This window comes from Xanthomonas sp. MLO165 (assembly GCF_018831305.1).
GTDB classification, from domain to species: domain Bacteria; phylum Pseudomonadota; class Gammaproteobacteria; order Xanthomonadales; family Xanthomonadaceae; genus Xanthomonas; species Xanthomonas arboricola.
The window spans coordinates 2,394,271-2,411,826 of the sequence record NZ_CP029263.1; the positions used below are offsets into that span (position 1 = coordinate 2,394,271).

12 protein-coding genes and 1 pseudogene are annotated in these 17,556 nt (G+C 60.2%); 2 read left to right on the forward strand and 11 right to left on the reverse strand.

Annotation, left to right across the window (positions count from 1 at the left end):
- Positions 1-62 precede the first annotated feature (62 nt).
- From DGN21_RS20165 to DGN21_RS10310, 11 genes and pseudogenes are all read right to left on the reverse strand, one after another.
- Positions 63-146, reverse strand: a pseudogene (locus DGN21_RS20165) (hydrolase); the annotation flags it as partial.
- 197 nt (positions 147-343) lie between these two features.
- Positions 344-4,138, reverse strand: coding sequence for an anti-phage protein Upx (gene upx / locus DGN21_RS10265; protein WP_252374704.1), 3,795 nt, complete (start codon positions 4,136-4,138; stop codon positions 344-346).
- Between the two features lie 84 nt (positions 4,139-4,222).
- On the reverse strand, positions 4,223-4,648 hold the full coding sequence (locus DGN21_RS10270; protein WP_184577967.1) for a hypothetical protein: 426 nt from the start codon (positions 4,646-4,648) through the stop codon (positions 4,223-4,225).
- 278 nt (positions 4,649-4,926) lie between these two features.
- Positions 4,927-5,796, reverse strand: a complete 870-nt coding sequence (locus DGN21_RS10275) for an abortive infection system antitoxin AbiGi family protein (protein WP_184577964.1) — start codon at positions 5,794-5,796, stop codon at positions 4,927-4,929.
- A gap of 333 nt (positions 5,797-6,129) precedes the next feature.
- Positions 6,130-6,825, reverse strand: coding sequence for a hypothetical protein (locus DGN21_RS10280; protein ID WP_215824902.1), 696 nt, complete (start codon positions 6,823-6,825; stop codon positions 6,130-6,132).
- Between the two features lie 285 nt (positions 6,826-7,110).
- Entirely contained in the window at positions 7,111-9,735 is a 2,625-nt protein-coding gene (locus DGN21_RS10285; RefSeq protein ID WP_215824903.1) for an ATP-binding protein, read from the reverse strand.
- Between the two features lie 98 nt (positions 9,736-9,833).
- Positions 9,834-10,886 (reverse strand): DUF3800 domain-containing protein, encoded by a 1,053-nt coding sequence (locus tag DGN21_RS10290; RefSeq protein ID WP_215824904.1) that lies wholly within the window; start codon positions 10,884-10,886, stop codon positions 9,834-9,836.
- A 111-nt stretch (positions 10,887-10,997) separates the two neighbouring features.
- The gene (locus DGN21_RS10295; protein ID WP_215824905.1) at positions 10,998-12,842 is read right to left on the reverse strand and encodes a hypothetical protein; all 1,845 of its coding nucleotides are present in this window, start codon (positions 12,840-12,842) and stop codon (positions 10,998-11,000) included.
- A gap of 46 nt (positions 12,843-12,888) precedes the next feature.
- Positions 12,889-13,398, reverse strand: coding sequence for an ABC-three component system middle component 2 (locus DGN21_RS10300; RefSeq protein WP_215824906.1), 510 nt, complete (start codon positions 13,396-13,398; stop codon positions 12,889-12,891).
- Positions 13,398-14,531, reverse strand: a complete 1,134-nt coding sequence (locus DGN21_RS10305) for an ABC-three component system protein (RefSeq protein ID WP_215824907.1) — start codon at positions 14,529-14,531, stop codon at positions 13,398-13,400. Before DGN21_RS10305 ends, DGN21_RS10300 begins: the two co-directional genes overlap by 1 nt.
- Before the next feature lie 104 nt (positions 14,532-14,635).
- Positions 14,636-15,721 (reverse strand): site-specific integrase, encoded by a 1,086-nt coding sequence (locus DGN21_RS10310; protein WP_184579198.1) that lies wholly within the window; start codon positions 15,719-15,721, stop codon positions 14,636-14,638.
- Between the two features lie 105 nt (positions 15,722-15,826).
- Between DGN21_RS10310 and DGN21_RS10315 the strand changes: the two genes are divergently transcribed.
- Both DGN21_RS10315 and DGN21_RS10320 read left to right on the forward strand, forming a co-directional pair.
- Complete coding sequence (locus DGN21_RS10315; RefSeq protein ID WP_184579195.1) at positions 15,827-16,768, forward strand: DNA-binding protein; 942 nt, start codon at positions 15,827-15,829, stop codon at positions 16,766-16,768.
- 147 nt (positions 16,769-16,915) lie between these two features.
- On the forward strand, positions 16,916-17,188 hold the full coding sequence (locus DGN21_RS10320; RefSeq protein WP_016903417.1) for a BPSL0761 family protein: 273 nt from the start codon (positions 16,916-16,918) through the stop codon (positions 17,186-17,188).
- Positions 17,189-17,556: the final 368 nt, after the last annotated feature.

Consider the following 17,556-nt stretch of genomic DNA (forward strand, 5'->3'; position numbering starts at 1 on the left):
GCCAGACCATTCCTCACTAGGTGGACCGACTGAGGAACTCCGAATATCGAAGCCGCGTGGCGGATCAGCGAGGCGTTGTTGCGAAACATCACGGTGTCGATCAACTTGGTCGCGAACGCCATCTGCGACTGATGGTCGATCAGCACGAACGCGTGTTCAGACGGGTCGAGAAGTTACTGCGAAGGAACGGGATGGTCAGTTGGCATGGCGGCCTCCCGGCGCGATGAGCCAACCCTACGCCCGCAACACGCCCCGCATCGCTCGCTGCTAGCGCCGGCTGATGCATTCTTACGCCCTGATCGCGTCGCGTGATGCGGGCGCCGCGCGACCTAAGGGAGTTCGATCAGGTACCGGGACACCGGCACTGGCCGAACTGCGCCCCAAACTGATCCAGATCGCCGACGAATGTGCCTTCCAGCGCCGGGATGGATGCGAACTGCATCGGCACGAGGCCGGCCACGAGCAGGCACGACCTGATCTTCGGCGCCGCGACGCCCGTGAAGCGAGCGACAGCGGGCAGGTGAGAGGCAGCGCACTCCACCCGCATCAAGTGGCGCTTGAGCTTGTCGGGCTTGCCATTCTTGAAGCCGCCTTGGTAATCCGACAGCAGCGCTGCAATTTCAGAATAGTTCCGACGAAACGACAAGTCCTTGCACTCGACTACGAAGACATCTTCGCCGCCGGGGCACCAGGCGAGAACGTCCACATCACCGTAGTCACGGTCGAGCTTGGCATTGAGAACGGCCGTCAGCTCGATCCCGGCGCGGACCTCCCAGCCCGCTGCGCGAAGCTGATCGGCGACTAGGGCATTGAAGGTATGTCCCTCGTTGGCTTTTCCCCACCACGCGTCGCGCATCGCAGGGGTCTGGAAGAAGCTCTGGTCCAAGGTGCCATGAAATGCGCCGCGAAGAAGATAGAAAAAGCCGCTTCTGACCAGACGGGGGGCGAGCATATACAGGGCATCATCGTCGTCGTTCATCTGCACGATCGGGCGAGTGACGATCGAGAGGCGGCGCCCGAAGCGCCAAGGAAGAATTTCGCGCGACTTGAAGCCTTGGGGTGGCTGCGCCCAGCGAGGGCGTCGAGCTAGGAGGAGCTGATCGATGAATCTCTCGGCGGTCGCCGCGTCGCATCGGCTAGCCAGAAGCGCAACGAGCTCGCCGTGCCTGATTTGCAAGGTCGGGGCACGACGCTTGATCGCGTAGTCCTCGATCGCGTCGAGAAGGTGGCGTGCCTCATCAACGCCGAAGCCCATTTCCCCCTGCCAGGCTTCCAGGAACTCAGAGTCCAGGAGGTGTTCCGTGCGGTCGACACCCTCTTGGGGTCCGTAGTGGCGACGGAAGCCGCCGGCCGAGTCGACGTAGTTGCTGCCCACGGCCTGGCTGAGCATAGGGGCCACGACTTCGCGCCCGAACTCGTCGCGAAGGAGGATGTCGCCGAGCGCGGACACGCGCAGGTGTGGCCGCAATACCCCGTAGTGGATTCCGTCCGACAGTCCGCCCAACCGGGTCACGAGCTCGACCTGGGCTAGCAGCGCCTGAATTTGCAAGTCATCCGGCAGGCGCCCACCGGTGAGCGGTGCCTCGCAGGCGGCGATTTCAACAAGAACGCGGCTGGTGATCGCGGCCCCGGCCAACTTGGAAAGCTGCCCGACCACGGCATCGCGCACGTCCTGCAAATCGCCGTGCAGGCCAAGGACCGCCGCCGACGTCCGTTGCCACTGCAGCTCCCGGACATGGGCGGCTTCGTGGTTGAGCAGAAGCCGTTCAACCAACGCGGTTCGATCGAGCTCACCAAGGCGGCTTGTCAGGTCGCCCACCTGCGCGTCGACCAGCCGATTCAGCAGTCCGACGCAGGCTTCCGCGCCCTCGACGTTGTTATCGCCGTCATGGACTGACCAGCCTAGCCCGATGCGCTGCGTCGCGCTCTCGATCTCGTCGATTCCCAAGACCTCGCCCGGCAGCGCATCGCGGACGAAATCGGTGAAATCATGCGCGTGGAGAACGTGGAAGTGCCGGCCCGTCTCGTTGGGCAGAAGCGACGCCACGAGCCCGTCGACTTCCGCTTCGGAGTATTCGACGTAGTGGATCCGAAAAACCGCCTGGAGGATCGCGGTCACCAGAGCGCGCTCGCCGGCGTTGGTCGGTTCCCTCCATGCATTGAGGAACCCGCGTGCTGCGTGTACGGTGACGGCCTCTGTACCGACCACTTCAACCCGCAGGAGCTCGAGCGGATCGGTCGGGACCTGAGCGTCCACAGCGTCCAGTTCTGACTGGACGTCCTCGAATGCGATGGTGATCTCTACCGCACCTTCGATGTCGGTGCCGTCCTCGAGCGCTGCCGCGACCGACGCACCCCAACGGCCGACCATGTCCCAGAGCCGGAACTCGGTATCGCGCGAGGACACGCCCGGTGAATCGACACGGAGCCACAGCGTCGTGCGCCCCTCGCAGGCGGCCAACAACGTGCCGGACCGGAGGCACTCGGTGCATGCGTAAAGCCGCTCGGCTGCGGGATGGGAGAACAGCGAACCGCGATCGACCCGGTGTAGATGATGGGGTTCGCTCCGCGGATCGAGCCCGACGTGAGCGTCGACGTTCCGATCGGCGTCTGCCCTGAGATCCCGGAGCAGGTTCAGCGGCAGGGACACCATCAGCCGCTGCTCCGGGGAGATGCGCCCATCGTCGAGGTCGCCGTGCGGGACCAGGTGCCCGTCGTTCTCCTGCATCCAGGCGAAGAGGTTGAGCACGCCGTTGACGTTCATCAACTCGACGCCGGCGTCCACCAGCGCCTTCTCGGCGGAGACCAGGCGCCACAAACGCTGGATCGACATGTCTTCCACGCTGCTGGCGCGGACGAGGTCAGCCACCGACATCGCCTCGCCACGCCAACGCGCGTCGTCAGGGCGCGTCACCGGGACGACCATGCCCTGACCCCATCCGCACATGACGACGAGATGCATCCCACCCCGGAAGTCATCCTGACTCTCGAGTTGCTGGGTATTGGACGCGATCGAGTAGTTGAGGGCCTTCTGCAGCGTCGGATGGATGTCGATGGGACGCTTGAACCAGGTCAGCTCATGCGATGCCACGGACGGCAGCACAAAGTGGAGTACGACGAAATGGCCGCGGTCGAAGGGAACGACGACTCCGGCGAGCGCGCCTCCCTCGATTGGGTGCCAGAGCACCGGGCAGCCTGACTTCCATCCCAGCAACGTCGTGTCCGCGATAGCACTCGATAGTGCCCGCGCGTAGTGACCGTCGAAGTGCCCGACCTGACGGGTGCCCAGCACGAGGTCGATGACCCGTTGGCGGATCGCCACGCTGACGGCTGTAGGGAGCGCCAGAACCACGCCATCCGGCACGCTGATCAGCGGCCGACGTTCGAGCTCGCTGACTCCGGGTTCTTGGTCCATGAGCTCCGCGATGTGCTGGGACTGCAGCAAAAACGGCGCGAGTTCCTCGAGTGCGACGTCGCGTTCCTGTAGTTCCGCGTGCGTGATCGTGGCGCGGGCGCACAGGTCGCCGGCCGTGGGGAGGGAGGCGATGTCGAGTGCATCAGGCCGTGCATCGGAGCCAGTCTGATACCTCTGCAGCCCGGCTCGCATGCACATGATTTCTGCGACGCTAAGTAGTGCGCGTACGCTGTCGCGCACGCTTCGATAGATCCCCGTGTCCGGCATGCCGGACAGGACGTCGAGTACGCGCTGCGTGTAGAAACCGGCGGACTCCCACAAGCCCTCCAAAATTCTGAATTGCTCGCTTGAGGTGGTGACCAAGGTCACCATGACGTCCTCGGCCGCGTCCTCGCCTGCGGCGGCGCCCGATGCGCCGATCATCGCGAACCATCGTGCAAGGTCTTCGAGCGTCGCCCGGCGCTTGCCGCGTGCATGCAGCACCACGAGGCCGGCGAGCAGCTCGATCCTCAAGCCGGACGACTGGTACGCAGGTACTGTGAGCAGACCTGCCACGAGGGCAGAGCTGGTGTCCCGGTCGAAGGCGGCCATATCGGCCACTAGCTGCGGAACCACGTCGCTCAGGGCGCGAAATGGCACCTGCACACTGGCCCCGCGCATTTGCTCCTGCATGAACGCCTCGAAGGCGTGGATATCAAAGGGTGCGTCTTCGGGTTCGGTCACGGGGAAGGGCTCGCTTTGCTAGGTGCATTATGCCGAAGGGGACTGCGATCGGATCGGAGTCTGAGGTTTCCCCACTTTTTCAAGTTACGAACCGCATGTTCTGGCTGGCCTCCGGTGAAAGCTGACGTAGCGCGTGAAGCATGGCGTGGAGCGGTCGTTCCAACCATCTGGCACCGCGGAGCGCAACAGATGCCAGCGGCCATCGCCCTTAAAGCGACACCAATCGCCCGCGATCACCGGCGTGGATGAGCGCACCAGCCAGCGCACCATGCCGCCATACAGGCGCTCACGTTCGGCGTGCAAGCGTGGGTTGCTCAGCAACCGATCCAGTCGCTTCAGCGGCGCACGGATACGTTCGACTCCCAACCAGCTTCGGGCCAGATCGATCAGCACCAGGCGGCGACCCGCCAGCAGCGACTCGACCGCCTGCAGCAACGTTTGCCGGCGTAGTGCAAGCATCGGCGAAAGCGCCGACTTCAGGCATCTTTGCAATACTTGGCTCGAGCGCATGTCTCCGATCCTCATTGGTATGGTAAACGCGAAGATCGCGCCATGTGCGCGCTTTTGCAAACCAAAGCCGCTGCAAACTCTTGACTGCTAAGAACTAAAGCTGGGGAAACCTCAGGGTCGGAGTGATTTCCGATGGTCGAGAGCGGGCATCGGGAGGGGAAGGATTTAGATGGGTTTATCCGGAGTAGGAGGGAGCAGCTTCAAACCCAGAACGAACCCGCATGAATTTTCGGCTGCCTGCGGAAGGTGCTTGATATTCTGAAGCTCTCGTCTAGCCTCTAAACATCATTGGCTATTTGCTCGGCGCTCAAAATGCGACTGGTTAGGCGCCGGACATCCGCAGGATCATATTTTGGATCTTTTGATTCTTCAATGTGCCGAATGATTTCGTCACGTTCGCTCTCGAATTCTACGATGATGTAGTTGATGTCGTTAGGCTCAAAGTACAATGGAATCTTTCCGCATTCTCCGTTTAGATAAGCCTTCTTATCAGAGTCATCCATTGCCTGCGCCGCCGCAAGCGGCCAGACAGTGTTCCACGGCGGAACGAACCGCCATTCGCGCTCATCCGCGAAGCGGTAATTCTCGTTCTTGAGCTCTCCTTGCCTATACAGTGGAGCTTCGTAATTCTTCATGTAACGATGCAGCTCCATTAGCTTGGAGTGCGTGCCGTCCATATCAAACTGATCAGGCAGGGCAGGTGCTACCTGTTGGTTCTCTTGTATGAAGGGGGAATCCGAAGCCCTGGGGTGCAAGTGCTCTCGCAACCTCCAAATCTCCCGTACGGCTGCAATGTAGTCACCAGGAAGACTAGCTTGTGAGCTAATGTAATACACAGGATTAACGCCATTACGCGCGGCCCACTCCTTCTTCATGCCAAGGCCGTAGCATCCGTAATTCGTCATGTGACTTCGCAATTCCGACAGGCGAAGGTCACAGAAGGACACCATGGGGGCTGCAAATTCGATCTGACCCCCTCTATGTATGACTCGCTCGCGCGAGTATGCGATGCGGAAATTCGATTGGAGGATTCCGCGCAGTGCTTGCTTGTTGGTAAAATGAAAAAGCGTCTGCGGTGCAAGACCTGGAGCCTGACAGTTCTGGCAGATGGCGGGTGCTGCTCCCGTCTGTTGGATGTCTTTAGTCATCGTTCTCCCTGATTGTTTATTCGGCAACCGAATTCTATCTGGATGTTTGCTTTCCGGAAGAGCTTGTTTAGCGCATTCCATTAAGTATGCGGTACCCGCGGCCGGATGAACCGATACCGTAGCAGATATTCAAATTTACAAGTTTGATGCAACAATTACATGATCCCGACGATCTCCGACTTGAGTCATATGCGATTCGGGAAATTTATTGAGGGTAGGGGGGGCACGCAGGTTGCGTTACCGAGCAGAAATGAACAGTGATGACACAACTGACATTAACCATTATCGATTATGCGTTTGGTGAAGCCTTCAAGCTCCGCTTGCGCAGGGTAGTCAGGTCTTCTCAGGCTCGACAAGTTCCATCATGCTCAAGAATCGCACGAGCTCCCACTGCAACGTGCGCGTGATCGCAAATGTCGCCTCTTTGCGTTCTTCCGTTGAACCCCTCTCCATCAGTTCTGTGATTTCAATCGATGCATACACCGCCATTGAGGAGCTGAAATTCAGAAGCGACACTACTTCCTCAGGCGGTACATCGAACTCCCCTGATCTCCTGATGAGCGATTGGTAGGAGTGGTGCACATAGTTATGTAGGGTTTTCTTCGATTCCTGCCATATGGCAAGCATGTCGGAGTAGCGTGTCTCTCCCGAGCGAGCGACGATCAACTTGATAGCTTTTTCAAGGTTCAAGCTATCTTCGCCTTGCTGGAAACGATGAAGCTCGCTGTCGTCGGCCCATTGCAACCAAAGACCTCTGACGAATGCCTCAAAGGAAGGTCGCATTAGCGCCATCGCCGAGCCTAGAAGGCCAGAGTAGGTCAATTGGCAGCAGGCTCTTTGATGTTCATGAACGACCGTAAAGGCCGTAACGGCCATGTGCCCGGGATCGTTGGTGTGAATCTCTACTCCGTAGATTCGCTCAGCGTTCCAAATGGCCACGTCCTTGGCAATGCCAAGCGCCTCTTGTACGGCATCATCGGCAAGATACGGTGGCCATATCCGATTCTGTGCGTCGTCTGATAAAGACATGCTCACTCAGTCATCTAATGTCGTGGATGGGGCAGCAGATGGCGATTCCACCTGCAGCAGAAGCGGCAGGCTATTGGGCATTCTAGCCGAGAAGGACAATCGGGCGGTCGCTTCTGTTGGTGAGCAAGAATCTGAACAAACAGCGGCTTGGAAGATTTATCGGTGTAGGGATGTCTGCTTTCGACCCAAGGCAGACATCGATTGGGCGTCGGTCATGGGTCTAGGATGCTGGGTGAGGTCGATGTCCCTCCGTCAACCTTAGCTCGGACGACCTAAGGCCGTTGCTCAGCGTTTCTGCAACGCTTCTAGTGCTGCGTCTAATGCAGTGACGGACTCCACTATTGTGCGCACAGTGGCACGGTCAAATTCGTGGTCACGCTGGGCGTCGTGTACGCCGCTGTTGAGGTATCCCCACTCGATACTGGCGCCGTTGACATTGAGCAGTGCGGCGAGCGCGGCGACCGCCTGCGGCGCCCCGACGTGCTGTGCCGCGATCCGATCGACCGCCGATCGCAGCTTGCTGCACTTGTTGTTCAACTCCCAGGGTGAGCGGGGTCCACCCAGCGTGATCTCGACTCGACCGTCCGCCCGCCGGCGCAGCCAAGTCCAGAGGCGATCCGTCAGACTCTCCAGAGCCGGCCGAGCCTGGCGCAGTGCCTCGCGCTTCTCGTCGGCCTCTAATGCCTGCTGGGCCAGCAGAACATAGTTCTTCGTGGGCGGATCGCTGTCGACGCGCAGTTCGTGTTCCCCCTGATGCGGGAGGAACTTGTAGCGCTTGATGAGCGCGGCGCGGCGCGCGCCCAACTCCTGCTGGATGCGGTGCAGGAATTCCTCGGCGTGCGAGGTGAGGATGACCTGCTTGCCGTCGAGCAAACCGTCCTCGAAGAAGGTGCGCCAGATGCCGTCGCGGTGGTCGTCGTCGATCGCGTTGACGACGTCGTCGAATATGACCACGGGACAGCCCTGCGCGATGTTCTTGGCGAGCAGGATCGCCAACCCAAGGCATTTGATATGCCCTTCGCTGAAGATGATCAGCGCGTCGTAGCGCACGCCCGGCTCGCCGGCGAACTCCACCTCGATCTTGCCGTTTTCGGCCACAGGCAACCACAGCGCATGCAGTAGATCGCCGGGCGGATCGGCCCGATTGAATGCGTTATATAGATGGCGAGCCTGTTCTCCTAGCCCCTGCAGCAGCACACCCGGCAGAGCGGTCAGATAGGCCTGGATCTCGGGTAGAAATCCGTCGTAGGCGGCCTTTACCCGCTGGTGGTGCGCCACCAGCGGCACTTCGGCCGCGACGGCCTGGATCAGGTCGCGGTTTGACTCGTAGAACTGGGCCACGGTCTGGCGAGCGGCCGTCAAATCTTGATCAGCAGCCGTGCGCATGGTCCGTAGCCGTTCGATCTCCAGCTGATGCTGCTGCAGGCGGTCCCGCTCTTGGGCCAGCGCACCGCGCTGAGCATGCACCTCGCGCGCCTGCGCGTCGAAGCCCTGGATGGTTTCGGCGATCCGCAGCAAGGCTTGCCAGGCGCGCTGGTCTCCGTCGACCCAGGCCCCGAGCCAGTTGCCCGCAGCCGTGGGAGGCAGTAGCGGTAGGCCTGCGGCCTGCATTTCGGCAGGACAGGTGACCACAGCAGCCGCTACCACGCGTCGCATCTCGTCCCATAGTGCCCGGACCGCCTCGCTCAACTGCGTCCGAAGCCCGGCCTCCTGCTGTTGCTGGATGGCCAGCTGCTTGAGCTGCTCTAAGCCCGCCCGTGCCCTAGCGAATGGATCCTGCGCCACGGCAGCCAGCCCGGTTCCGCAAGCCGGACACGCGGTCGCCCCGTTGGCCAGCGCCAGCACGGCCTCGTAGAGCTTCGCGTATGACACTTCGCCGGCGCGGGCCGCGAGTTGTGCGGACGCCGTCTGCCACAGCCCCTGGACGCGGTAGGCCTCCGCCAGCGACATCTGCAGCCTGGCCTGGGTCACCTCGTGAATGACCGGCGGCCTGGCATCCAGCTGAGCCTGGATATACGGCAGCCGCCCCTGCTGTTCCGGCGTACCCAGCAGCCAGTCGACGCAAGCCTGATAGGTCGCGCCAGACGACACACGCTGCGCCAAGGCCTGTTCGAGACCCTCGACCGCTGCGATCTTCTGCGGGTAGGCAGCGATGGTCTGTTCAGAGTTCATCAACTGCAGACGACGCTGTGCCAGCTGCGCCGCCTGCACGCCCGCAAGCATCAGGTCCTGATCGAGGGAAGGATTGAAGCCACGCACGAACTCGCTGAACTGGTCCACGCCGAACAGGGTCGCGATGAGCTGACGCTGATCGCCTGGTGTTCGCGCGGCAATGCGGGCGAAATCGTCGAGGCGATTTTTCTCGATGAAGCAGAAGCGATACTCGGCTTCGTCGGGCTGGACGGCCTGTGCTTCCTCCGCCGACCTGGACGACAGAACCGGTGCGACGTGGCGGCGCAGACGAGCGTTGTTGCAGTAGATCCGCTGGTCGACCCGCTTGGCCTGCGCTTCGCTGATCGAGCCGAGCATCGCCACTTCCAAGGCTTCGCAGAAGCTGCTCTTGCCGGTACCGTTGGCGCCGTAGACCAGGGTGATGTCATGGCTGAGGTCGAATGTCTCCTGCCGCATGAATCCGCGAAACGGACCGACTTCGAGCTGATGCAGCCTCCCCAGAGCCGGCCCGGCATCGGGGTCGCACCCGTCCCTGTTGTAGGCGACAGGCATCTGCGCCAGATGCGCCACGGCGAGCGGTGCCAAGCGCGTTGATCGCCCGCGGCGCACAGCGCCAACCTCGGCCAGTGGCTGCAGGTGATAGAGCACTAGGTGCGCGAGCCGGCGCACGTCGTCGTGCACATGTTGCTGCGCCAAGTGCGCTAGAAAGCGGTGGTACTCCGAAGCGATGCTTGCCATGCAGCCCCCTTACACAGAAAGACGCTCTGTTTGGCGTCTTTGGCGGTATTGATCGGCCATCCGCGCCCCTGCGGCGGCTGGGTCGTGCTTCCCTTCGGTTATGGCGTGTGGAAGTTCTCTGTGAAATAGTCGATAACCTGGGCCGCCTGCGTTCCCTGGCGGAAGCGCTTCTGCTCGTCGAAATCGATCGAGGGCAGCATGTGGATCAGCTGGTGATCGGCATACAGCGCCATGACCTCCCGGGCGTCCAGCGCCCCGGCACGTTGTCCCGTGAGCGTGTTCGCCGCCTCGATGGCCGCGCCGATCATCACGTCCGCCAGCTGCACGGCGGGACAGTTCCGGGAGTCGACCTGCGTAACCAACTGGAGCTTGAGCGGGAAGGTGATGCTGGCGATCTCCGACTGGCGGAACGTGACCACGTCCTCGTGGCAGATGTAGCGCTGCAGTAAGTCGTGATAGGTCAGAAGGTTTTTCGACTGGTCGTGCTCGACCCGATACGGACCGTCAGCCATGGCCTCCATCCGGCTGACCAGGGACTGCAGCACCACCAGGGCAGCATCCGTGTTGACGCCGGGCGTGGCGATCGCTCGCAGGCACTCGGGGGCGGCATACTGCGCCAGAGGCCCCAGCGCTTCCGGTAGTTCCTGCCAGCGTGAGGCGCGCGCAGTCTGGACCAGGTCGGCGAGCGCCGACGGGCTCTTCTCCTTCACCGCTCGCTGAAAACTCGCCAGCAGGCCGTCGAGGGCGCCTTGCCCGAGCATCGTTGGCCCCACCGTGTACAACAGGGATGCCAGCGAGTAGTTCTGCCCGTCCTCGTAGAAGTCCATCCCACGCTCGTAATAGAAGGGCTCGACGGCGTAATCCAGGAACATCAGCAGCAACAGGTAGCGCTTGTCGCAGACGTAGGTCACGCACTTGTGGTGGCCTAGCAAGTCGCGTTGTAGCGCCATCAGGCGGGGCCGGTTGGCTGGCCGTCGCGCCAAGGCCCGGTACTTGAGCTCGTCCGCCTGCAGCTTGGGAAAGTGCTCCCGGATTAGTTGCCTGGCCTCGTCGTCATTGATGGCGATCGCCGTCGCACCTTGAAACCTCTGCTCCGGGTTCAGCAGGTCAAAGCCCGTGTAGCCGCTTTCGTCGATTCGGAAGCACTCCAAATTCTAGCCCCCTATAGCAAGACGGATTCAGATGATGATACGGTCATTAGAGACATCGGACTGCGTGCAAAGACCGCTCTTAGCCGGAGGCGGACATCAGCGGGGCAGGGGTTAGGGAGATCTATCGGAGTAGGGGGGGGCTGGGTTCGTCAACTGAGGCTGGTACCGAGGAATCAATCCCACCCGTTCGCCTGGCTTGGCCGCGTCACCCGCGAACCACTGATAGTGGACCTTCTCGGCCACGTCTTGGGGCGGTTCTTTGTTCTCGACGATGATCACTTGGATCCCATAGTCGAGGCGCGTGAGCGACTCCCAGAAGGAGGCCTCGATTCCCGGATCAACTGGGCCGTCGCCGCTGAAACTGGACTTACCTTTTTTGTAGCTCGTCAGCGGTGAGTCAATAATCAGCATGCCGGGGTGGGGCTTGCCTTTAGTCTTGCAGTAGCGAAGAAGCCCTATCGCGAAAGCTGCATAGAGGACCGCGCGAACGCCCTTGCCATGCGATTGACGAGACTGACCATCCACAACAATGTCGTATTCCTTTTGGTCAAAATCCACTCGCCCCGGACCCTTCCAGCTCCACTCGCCCAGAATGGCCTCAATCTCGGAGCATAGTTCTCGCAGTGCCTTTGCGGGCAACTGCTCCCAAGTTTCCTTCTCTTCCTTAACGCGCAACGCAGTCTCGATCTGACGCTTGAGCTCGCTTAGGGTGTGAATCTGATCTCGCTCAATACTGGCGCGCTCAAGCTCGATCCTCTGATTGATCAGGCTGTCGAGAAGGGCGGCGACTTCGGAGAAGGACGGAATCACTGCATGAGAAAGTCTATCTTCGATTCGCGATATGTTTGCCTTAGCTGAAGCCGCCTGCATGGCCCGGTCTTGCATGCGTGAAGTCACGGCTTCAATAGTCGCCGCCAAGTCCACGCGATGCCCGAGAATCTTTCCCGCTTCCGCCCGCGCTGACTGGTGGACGCTCTCCGCAGATACTTCAGTGGAGTGTTCATGAGCGTTGTCCATGACCTGATCGCAAAGCGGGCAATGCGTCTCCTGCAGCTCTTTGAAGTAGTGAGCACCCTCCGCCACGAAATCAAGGCGCTCCAAATCCGAGGCATAGCGGCCATCAAGCAAGTGGTACCGCGATAGCAGCTCATCCAAGGCAATGATCTGTGACTCAGTCCGGTTCAGCTCTTCGGCGGACGCCTCTTTCTCTAAATAGAGATTTTTCCTCCCCTCGGTGATCGACGTGATTTGATCACTAATCGTGCTAATTGCCTCCTCAATTTCTTCTGAAGTCGCGGGCCCGAAAAACTGACGTCTTGCCGCGCGCTCTTCAAGAGGTGCTAGAAGTTCCGTGATAACGCCAAGTTGCGCAGTAGAGCGCGCCTTTACGAGCTCCTGTTCTTCACTGGTTACAATTCCTGCGTCATCTTCCCCGGAAAGCATGAAGGAGAAAGTTCGCTTGTGTGCGGTCTCGCCAAAGCCACTCTTTCCAAGGACCGGCGACCGCTCATCAATTACAGCGATCTCGTCGACTAGAAGCACCGGAAGAAACATGCGCATGGAAAGGCGCTGAGTCACTCCGCGGTCATTCTTGCGGAGCACTGCCTCAGGGATCCCGGCGAAAGGAAAAAGGATAGACGAGATGTCTTTGACGCCTTTGCCATTTCCGCGTTTCGAAGTCACGGCTTCGGGTTGGGTTACGCCAATGGATTCGAACTTGGATCGGTAGACGGCGATCTTTCCTCCGGTCAAGCTGCGCTTGAGTGTAAGGAAGTCTGCGTTTGAGTTCTCAAGCTCAACAAAAATATCCGAATATGCATCGGCCTCGGGAATTCGCTTCCTTAGTTCATCTGCACCGAAGACGTAGTCAACGCAGTGAAGCAGGTAACTCTTTCCGGTGTCAGACTCCCCCGCAAGAATGTTTCCGCCAGGTTCAAAACTTTCCGTGGCATCCATAACGCCAGTGCCACGCAGTACAAGCTTTCGCAGCTGAAACATCGCTCTACAACTCCAAATCGCGTAGCGCCGTGAGCCGCTCAAACTCGGCCCCCCACTTGCCAACATTGGCCGACATGAAGGCATTTATCTCTTCGTCAGACTGGCTTCCGAAGTTCGATACGATCCACTCGGATCTGTGGCGAAGTGCTTTGGCATATTCGGACTTGAGCAGGCCTACAAAGGCTGTGGTTAGCGCGGTTGCTCGATACATGATTCCCGTGCGGTCGAAGCTCTTCATGAGCAACTCACGAGAGAACATCTGATTCAATCCGGCGCGCACCAAATCACGTTTAACTAGTAGCTCTGTTCCACGAAGGGGCACTGCTGGATGCAGGCTGGGCGGACCATCGGGTATGTCGCCAGAGTGAACAAGGAGGTAGTCATATGAAACGAGCCGCTGGAGATCTGACGGCGCTCCATTGGTCGCGTTCAGTACAAATAGCGTTCGAAGGCCGCATTCCAAGGGCGTGTTGAAAGGACGAGTGGACCGTGGTGAGTCTGGATCGTTGTTCATCATTTGCCGCACCACTTCAGAATACCCTCGTTCGCCATCTGGTGACACATGCCTTCGCGGTCCTTTGCTTGCACATGAGGGGCTAACACGTGCCCGCCAAGCTGCAGCGACTGCGCTGCCTTCACAGTGTCTTTGAGGCGATTTAATCCGGTCTGACCGCTTGTTGTGTATGTGTAATACAGACCCTCACGGAATTCGCCGAGCAACGTTTGAAAGAACGCTGGATCAGCCATCTGATCGCGGGCCAGCTCCTTAAGGCCTTCTGCGCAATAGAAGGTAATGCGAGAGCGCTCAAAGATGCCATTGTAAGAGGCCAAATGTGAGAAGTCGCTGGGATCGCTGATAGTTGTCTCCATGACTTCCCCGATAACTTCGAACAACTGAGTGATGTAGCCTGACTCTGTCGGTGCAGCGGATGACGGGGGCTCCGGCGGAGGCGGCCTTTCAATCAGCGGCGCACCGAATACTGTTAAGTGGTACCTGGTTTGCGCATGCTCGGAGATGAGTTCAAGCGGCTGCTTCGCTTTGAAAATGCTGAAATCAAACGATGCAATGTGGTCTTTCATCTCTTCAGTGAGGTCCACTGTCGCCTTGGAAGTGATTTCGCCCGCGCAATATTTATCCCAGTTCTCAGTTACGAAATCGCACAGCTTCTTTGGATCATCCAAGAGATCCTGAAGAGTAGAAGTCGTGCCCTTATGCGTGACAAACCAATACTCTTCAGGCGATGTGTAGTCGCCCTTGAGCGTGTAATAGAGAACTTTAGCAATCTCACCGGCTGCGACGCCGGGTCCCAGACGATCGCTGTAGTGCTTGCACTGATATAGCTTCCAGCGGCGCGACTCAGCCCCCGAGGGATCAAGCCACACGACGACGTCTCGTCCCTTATCGCCGGCACCGCCGCGCTGCTGAACCTCAACGACCTCGACTTGTGCAGAGAGGTAGTCAGAGGCCCATTCAAGGGTGAAGCGTTCGAAATTTGCCGCACTGAACTGAGCCAGCCGATCCAGCGGTTGTACGGGCAGTCCCGCTCCCACGCCAAGAAGGCGTGCATTGGCATTAGGCCAAGGGGTTGGCGGCGATAGCGCTGATAGCGGCACACCGGCTCCCTTGCTCGATTTACTTGAGGCCACGCCCCCTCCCTTGGTCGTAGTAATAAGTCCAGCGGCTGCAGGATAAGCCATTGGAAGACCCAAGGGCGCACCAGTTAACGCGTGTCCATAGTCCGCTCAGGCAGTCAGTCTTCCAGCAAACGGGCAGCAGGGTTTGAGGAAGTGCTTCCGGTCTGGAAATACCCCATGACACTCGACACTGACCGGTGCTCGGTCAGCTGCATGATCGCCGGAAGCGCCACGCCTTGGCGACTGGCCTCGGTCACGAACCCCGACCGCAGGCTGTGCCCGCCAAAATCCCCCTTCAGCCCAGCCAGACGCGCCCGTCGCTGCACGATCTCACCGACCGCAGCGGGGGACAGGGCAGGACCTACGCGCTGTTTCCATAGCCGTCGGAAGATCGCCCCTTCGGTGATGCCGGCCGCGCCTAGCCAGTCCTGCAGGGCGAGGGCGGCCCGATCGAGGACCGGCTTGTCCGGCGTCGAGCTCGCGGTGACGCCGGCCTGCTGGGTCTTGCTGTGCTCGAGTCGGTAGATATAACCCTGATCGCCGATCCGGCGCAGGTCACGTAAATCGGCGGCAGCAATCTCGCTGCGCCGACGTCCGCCACTGGCAAACCCGAAGCAGAGTAGGGCGCGGTCGCGGATCCCTTCCAGGTTGTCGTCACAGGTGGCCAGCATTGCCTCCAGCTCGGGCAGGGTGATCGCCGTCTTCTTGCGAGGCCGTTCACCACGTTTAACCGCCGCCCGGGCGGCCCGGCTCAGCACCGTGCGGATCGCCGGCTGCTCGCACGGGTTAGTCAGCTGCTTGAGCCGGTGCGCGGTCGACAGCACGGCAACCCGATGCCGCACGGTGGCCAAGGTCCAGGGCCCAAGCTTGGCCTTCAGGCCGGCCGCCACCAGGGTCTGGTCCACGATCGGCGGCAGCTCCCACGCCAGTTCACCGTCAGTCGAGCGGCGCTGCACGTGGTCGACCACAAACTGCAGCACAGTGGCTTCGGGCACCGGCAATGCGAGCTCGATGCCGTAGCGCGCCGCATGCCAGCCGGCCCAGTAGCGTAGGGCACTGGTGTAGCTGCGGGTGGTGTTCTCGGCCGCTGCTTCGGCTAGCAGCTCGCGCACCGCGTCCGCCGCCTGTTGCGCCAGCTGTTCGGGCAGTACTAGCTGGTGGACGGTCTGGACGAGGGCGGCACTAGTGGAATTGGCATTCATAGTATGTAATTTACGCTACGAATAAGTAGGCCTAGCCACGATAATCATCACTTATCGCGAGTACGTCAACTGCGGGGCAGGGCGCCAAGACGGGAGATATTTTTGATGGCCAGAGGCATCACCGAATCCGACGTGCACGGCGCTGCTGATGCGCTCGTTGCAGATGGCGAACGACCTACGGTTGAGCGTATTCGCGCCCATCTGGGTACAGGGTCACCGAACACAGTTGTGCGCTGGCTGGAGACTTGGTGGCAAGGTTTGGGGCCTCGCTTGGCAACGGACCGTCATGTCCGGATCGCAACGGCCAATGTGCCCGAGGCCGTCGCAGCCCTGGCAGGGCAGTGGTGGACGTTGGCGCTAGACCACGCCCGAGTCCAGGCCGATGACGCAATGGCTTCTGATCGTGCATCCCTCTTAGACGCCCGAGAAACGTTGGAGCGAGACCGGCAGGCTATGCAGGCCGAGCTTGCCCGGCTAGGAAGCGTAACCCACGCTGCTCAGCAAGCCGAACAACTCGCCGCCGCGCGGACGTCTGAGTTAGAGCGCTTTGTCGAGCAGCTGCAGCGTCAGCTGGCCGAACTTAGCCAGCAGCGTGACGCCTCAGCTTTACGCGCCCTCGGCGCAGAAAGCGCCAATGAAATGCTGCGTACCCATATCCAGGAATTGCAGGATGCGGCGCGTGCCGAGCGCGACACATTGACCCAACACATGCGTGCCACTGAGGACCGGGCCCACGCTGAGATTGATCGTGCGCGTCAGGAGTCCAAGCAGGACAAGCAACAGCTAGCTGCCAGCCAGCGAGAGGCAGCGCTGGATAAGCGCCGACTTGAGGAAGCGCTAGAACACGCGCAAGGCGATGTTTCAGCGCTCCGCCAAGACCTCACGATTCAGCAGGCACGGGCAGATGCACTTGAGGCGCAACTCGTCAAATTGAACGATCTGCCGGCAGCACTCGAAGCAGCGTGGCAGCAACATGTGGGACGGAGTCCACCTAAGCGCCCAAAACCCGAACGGTCTAAGCGAGATCGCAGTAAGGCGGTTAAGTAATGCACAGCAAGCGCCATTCCGTGTTACCTAGGAGCATGTCTAAGAGCTCGGTAACCAAACGCGGCCCGCCATTCGCGTAATCGCCGCTGGAACGCGAGCAGGGTCAAGCGTTACGCTAAGAATTCCTTAGCATTGGTGAGCAGTCACATGACCCTGCCTGACGAGCGCACTCGCAACCTGCTTCAAGCCGGAGCGTTTCTTAAGGAACTCGCTGGCAGCCAAGCCGTGCCCAAGTCTGTGCGCCAGGAAGCCTACCGGCTGTTGCGTCACTACCCAACACTCAGTGATGTGGAAGCCATCGCCCAGCATGAAGAGCGGTTGCTGGACCTCACCCAATCGGCGTTTGTGCGGCCGTATCTGACCTCGCAGTTCGAGGAGGACTGGTTCCGCGGCTACCCCAAAGGTCCTCATCGGATTTGAGTGACGGCGCGTATCCTCGTAGGTAATCCCCTGAAGCGCTAGCGCCACGGGCGCCTTCGCCTGCAAAAAACGCCTGGACGGGCAACTGGCGATTCTCGCTTGATAAGGGTGTCAACCCGCGGTCTCAAACTCAATGCGATCCAGCAACTCCTGCAGGACTGTAGTTGTCGACTCAAACTGACGGTCTTTGATCATAAATCTTGATCCTCGGAACGGCTCTTCACCGGTTGGTTTTGGTGCCACTTGGGGCACATGCTGGCTGCCAGTGGGGCGATTCAGTGTCCGCAATCAGCGTTGAAACTGGGGATTCCAGAGCGCGGCGTTAGGGCAAAAGCTAACGGGAGGCGCAAAACCTGTGACTTGCCCGA

What these genes read in the sequence shown, in the direction of transcription:
- DGN21_RS10270 (WP_184577967.1), bottom strand. Translation starts at nt 4,648, where the DNA reads ATGCGCTCGAGCCAAGTATTGCAAAGATGCCTGAAGTCGGCGCTTTCG.
- DGN21_RS10275 (WP_184577964.1), bottom strand. Translation starts at nt 5,796, where the DNA reads ATGACTAAAGACATCCAACAGACGGGAGCAGCACCCGCCATCTGCCAG.
- DGN21_RS10280 (WP_215824902.1), bottom strand. Translation starts at nt 6,825, where the DNA reads ATGTCTTTATCAGACGACGCACAGAATCGGATATGGCCACCGTATCTT.
- DGN21_RS10285 (WP_215824903.1), bottom strand. Translation starts at nt 9,735, where the DNA reads ATGGCAAGCATCGCTTCGGAGTACCACCGCTTTCTAGCGCACTTGGCG.
- DGN21_RS10295 (WP_215824905.1), bottom strand. Translation starts at nt 12,842, where the DNA reads ATGGATGCCACGGAAAGTTTTGAACCTGGCGGAAACATTCTTGCGGGG.
- DGN21_RS10300 (WP_215824906.1), bottom strand. Translation starts at nt 13,398, where the DNA reads ATGAACAACGATCCAGACTCACCACGGTCCACTCGTCCTTTCAACACG.
- DGN21_RS10310 (WP_184579198.1), bottom strand. Translation starts at nt 15,721, where the DNA reads ATGAATGCCAATTCCACTAGTGCCGCCCTCGTCCAGACCGTCCACCAG.
- DGN21_RS10315 (WP_184579195.1), top strand. Translation starts at nt 15,827, where the DNA reads ATGGCCAGAGGCATCACCGAATCCGACGTGCACGGCGCTGCTGATGCG.
- DGN21_RS10320 (WP_016903417.1), top strand. Translation starts at nt 16,916, where the DNA reads ATGACCCTGCCTGACGAGCGCACTCGCAACCTGCTTCAAGCCGGAGCG.